General features: G+C 70.7%; 2 protein-coding genes and 2 pseudogenes. 2 read left to right on the top strand and 2 right to left on the bottom strand.

The window, feature by feature from the left end:
* Positions 1-746, bottom strand: a pseudogene (locus VJS38_RS06755) (hypothetical protein); the annotation flags it as partial.
* Between the two features lie 46 nt (positions 747-792).
* Positions 793-2,466, bottom strand: coding sequence for an electron transfer flavoprotein-ubiquinone oxidoreductase (locus VJS38_RS06750; protein ID WP_324087389.1), 1,674 nt, complete (start codon positions 2,464-2,466; stop codon positions 793-795).
* A gap of 137 nt (positions 2,467-2,603) precedes the next feature.
* Between VJS38_RS06750 and VJS38_RS06745 the strand changes: the two genes are divergently transcribed.
* Together VJS38_RS06745 and VJS38_RS06740 are read left to right on the top strand one after the other, a co-directional pair.
* Positions 2,604-3,437, top strand: coding sequence for a uracil-DNA glycosylase (locus tag VJS38_RS06745; RefSeq protein ID WP_324087388.1), 834 nt, complete (start codon positions 2,604-2,606; stop codon positions 3,435-3,437).
* Between the two features lie 62 nt (positions 3,438-3,499).
* A pseudogene (locus VJS38_RS06740) lies at positions 3,500-4,134 on the top strand (lytic transglycosylase domain-containing protein); the annotation flags it as partial.

Below are 4,134 nucleotides of genomic sequence, written 5' to 3'. Positions count from 1 at the left end.
CGGGCCTTGGCGGCGGCCACCTCGGAGCTCCCGCCCTCGCCGAGCGCCGCCTCGTAGAGCGCCACGGCGTCGAGGCGCCGGCCGCGGCGCTCCAGGAAACCGCCGTAGGTCAGGATGGCGATCTCGCTGGGGTTCTCGCCGCTGGCGGCGGCCTTCAGCTGGGTCTCCGCCTCGTCGTAGCGCTTGGCGCGCTCGAACAGCAGGCCGCGGCCGAGGCCGCCGAAGTAGTCGACCAGCTTGTCGCCGCGCACCTCGGGCTGGGCCAGCGAGCCCTCGACGTCGCCGGCCTGGGCCGCCGCCCAGGGCGCCAGCAGGGCCGCGGCGGACTTGTGCGGGAAGGCGATCGCGGCGGATGTCAGCTGGGCGTAGGCCTCCTTGCCGTGGTCGTCGGCCATCAGCTCGACGCCGCGGACCAGGGCGCCCAGCCGCTTGGCGGCCTCCGAGGCGCCTTCGCCCTGGGGCGCGAGCGCTGCGGCGCCAGAGATGTCGCCGGCGAGCAGCGCGGCGGTGAAGGCCCGCTCGGAAATCACCTGGTCGGCGCCGGGCTGGTTGCGGGCGGCGTCGAAGAACCGCGCCGCATCCTGGCTGCGTCCGTCGTTCAGCGCCCCCTGCCCGGCCAGGAACATGCCGTAGGCCGAATCCGCCGGCGGCGGACCGGCGGCGGCCTGATGCGGCGTTTTCCCGGCGGTGGCGCACCCCGCCAGGAGCACGAGGGGGCTGGCGATCAGGAGAAGTGAGCGGCGCATCTGACGACCTTCGACGCTATGGCGCGCCGCGGCAAGCGGCGACCGGTCACATGTTCGGATAGTTCGGGCCGTCGCCGCCCTGAGGCGTGGTCCAGTTGATGTTCTGCGACGGGTCCTTGATATCGCAGGTTTTGCAGTGGACGCAGTTCTGGAAGTTAATCTGGAAGCGCGGATTCTGCCCGCCTTCGTCGTAGAGCACCTCGTAGACGCCGGCCGGGCAATAGAGCCGCGCCGGCTCGCCGTACTTCGCCAGGTTGACCGAAATGGGGACGCTCGGGTCCTTCAGCTTCAGGTGGGCGGGCTGGTTCTCGTCGTGGTTGGTGTTCGACAGGAACACGGACGACAGCTTGTCGAAGCTCAGCACGCCGTCCGGCTTCGGATAGACGATCGGCTTGTAGTCCTTGGCGAGGCCCGTCGATTCCGCGTCGCTCTTGCCGTGGTGCAGGGTGCCGAAGACCGAGAAGCCGCCGAGCAGCCTGTTCGTCCACATGTCGATCATGCCGATCGCGCCGCCGATGATGGTGCCGTAGCGCGAAAGGATCGGCTTGGCGTTGCGGACGAGGTTCAGCTCCTTGCGGATCCAGGAGCGGTCGAAGGCTTCCTCGTATTCCTTCAGCTCGTCGCCGGCGCGGCCGGCCTGGATGGCGGCGAAGGCGGCCTCGGCGGCCAGCATGCCGCTCTTCATGGCGTTGTGGCTGCCCTTGATGCGCGGGACGTTCACCAGGCCCGCGCTGTCGCCCAGCAGGACGCCGCCCGGGAAGTACATCTGCGGGATCGACTGCAGGCCGCCTTCCGAGATGGCGCGCGCGCCATAGGCGATGCGCTTGCCGCCGGCCAGGTGCTTGGCCACGTCCGGATGGTGCTTGAAGCGCTGGAACTCGTCGAACGGCGACAGCCAGGGGTTCTTGTAGTTGAGGTGCACCACCATGCCGACGGCCACGTAGTTGTCGCCGAAGTGGTAGAGGAAGCTGCCGCCGCCGGTCTTGTCGTCGAGCGGCCAGCCGACCGTGTGCTGCACCAGGCCCGGCTTGAAGACCTCGGCCGGCACCTGCCACAGCTCCTTCAGGCCGATGCCGAACTTCTCCGGATCCTTGCCCTCGGAAAGGCCGAACCTGGCCTTCAGCACCTTGGCCAGCGAGCCGCGCACCCCCTCGCCGATGAAGACGTACTTGCCGTGCAGCTCCATGCCCGGCTGGTAGTCGGGGCCGGGCTCGCCGTCCTTGTCGAGGCCGAAGACGCCGGCGACGACGCCCTTCACGCCGCCTTCGGCGGTCATGACCAGATCCGACACCGCCATGCCCGGATAGATCTCGACGCCCAGGGCCTCGGCCTGCTGGGCCAGCCAGCGGCAGACGTTGCCGAGGCTGGCGATGTAGTTGCCGTGGTTGTGCATGAAGCCCGGCATCAGCGGCATCGGCAGCGAGGCGCTGCCCTGCGGGCCGAGCACGATGAACTTGTCTTCGGCGACCGGGGTCTCGAGCGGCGCGCCGAGTTCTTTCCAGTTCGGGATCAGCTCGTTGAACGCGATCGGATCGATCACCGCGCCGGAGAGGATGTGGGCGCCGACCTCGGAGCCCTTCTCGAGCACCGCCACGGAGATCTCGGCCCCGGCCGCCTCGGCCAGCTGCTTGAGGCGGATCGCCGCCGCCAGGCCCGCAGGGCCGGCGCCGACGATAACGACGTCGTACTCCATTGATTCGCGTTCGACGCCTTCGCTCATGCCCCGTAGCTCCCTGTCGGCGGCGACTTGCCCTCGTCTTTTCGCCGCATGCCGTTGATCAATCGCGGGTCTTATCGGAATGTCACCCGGCGGCGGTCAAGCACGAACCCCGGCCGTCTGCGGAATTCAACGCCCATATGAACGCCAGCCCCGCCGCCCCGACCGACGCTGCGATCGAGAGCCTGCTCGCCTTCTGGGTCGAGGCCGGCGTCGATTCGATGCTGCTGGATGTCGCCGTAGACCGCGTCGAGGCCGGGAAGTTCGTGCCCCCCGCCCCGCCCCCGCGCCTCGCCGCCGTGGCCCAGGCCCAGGTCCACGCCCAGGCGCGCCCCGGCCAGCCGGACATCGGCGGCGCGCTCGCCCAGGCCCAGGCCGCCGCGGCCCAGGCGCAGGACATCGCCAGCCTCGCCGAGGCGATCGCCGCCTTCGAGGGCTGCCCGCTGCGCTACGAGGGGGCGGCGCGCCAGGCGGTGGTCTGGCGTGGGCGAATCGACGCGCCGCTGATGATCATCGGCGAAGGCCCCGGCGCCGAGGAGGACGCCAAGGGCCAGCCCTTCGTCGGCCGCGCCGGCCAACTGCTCGACCGGATGCTGGCGGCCGCCGGCCTCACCGACCGGGTTTTGATCACCAACACCGTCTTCTGGCGCCCGCCCGGCAACCGCACGCCCACCTTGGCCGAGCAGATGGTCTGCCTGCCGTTCCTGGAACGGGCCATCGCGCTCGTCCGGCCGAAGCTGCTGCTGCTGGTCGGCGGCGCCTCGGCCAAGTCGATGCTGAAGCGCGAGGAAGGCATCCTGTCGCTGCGCGGCCGCTGGTTCGAATGGCGCTCCACCACCGGCGACCTGGAGCTTCCGGCCATGCCGACGCTGCATCCGGCCTTCCTGTTGCGCCAGCCTGCGGCGAAGAAGCGCGCGTGGGCCGACCTGCTCACGCTTACGGAGAGGCTTGATCGTCCGGACAGACCTGCCTAGCCTCCAACCTTCGCTTTAGGCAGGGACGCGTTCCTTTTCGTCGGGGGGGCGCGCTGGACCGGATGAGGCTTGCGAAGCGCCTGCAGCTCGCCACGGCGGCGTTCGCCTCTATCCTCGGCGTTGGGGTCCTGGGCCTGGCCCAGGCCGCGGCCGGCGCGCCCGCGCTCCAGCCCCTTTCCACCACCGACGCCGCCCACTACGCCGCCGCCTTCGCCGCCTGCGGCAGGGGTGACTTCATCGACGCCCAGATGCAGACGGTCGACATCCAGGACCGCTCGCTGGTCGGCTACCTGGCCTACTACCAGCTGATGCATCCGACCGCGCACAAGGCGACCTACGAGGAGCTGAGCGGCTGGCTCGGCAAGTTCCGCGACCTGCCGCCGGCCGAGCGCATCTTCGGCCTGGCGCTCAAGCGCAAGCCCGCCGACGCGCTTTATCCGCCCGCGCCGATGCTGGCCGGCATGGCTGCGCCCCCGCGCACGACCGCCGCCGCCCCGCTTTCCGACCGCGCACGCCGCGCACGCGAGGCCTTCTACGCCGGCGACCTGAAGCGCGCGCTCAAGCTGTCGGCGGCCGCCGACGACCGCTGGATCACGGGCCTCGCCGCCTACCGGCTGAAGGCCTACGACCGCGCCCAGGCCGCCTTCCACGACCTGGCGCAGGACGCCTCCGCCGACGCCTGGGTGCGCTCGGCCGC

The sequence above is a fragment of the Phenylobacterium sp. genome (genome assembly GCF_035276905.1).
Classification (GTDB): domain Bacteria; phylum Pseudomonadota; class Alphaproteobacteria; order Caulobacterales; family Caulobacteraceae; genus Phenylobacterium.
Note: the sequence above shows the minus strand (reverse complement) of the source record. Positions and strands in the feature narration are given on the sequence as shown.

Excerpts from the sequence above, each read along its gene's own strand:
- VJS38_RS06750 (WP_324087389.1), bottom strand. The coding sequence starts at position 2,466 with ATGAGCGAAGGCGTCGAACGCGAATCAATGGAGTACGACGTCGTTATC.
- VJS38_RS06745 (WP_324087388.1), top strand. The coding sequence starts at position 2,604 with ATGAACGCCAGCCCCGCCGCCCCGACCGACGCTGCGATCGAGAGCCTG.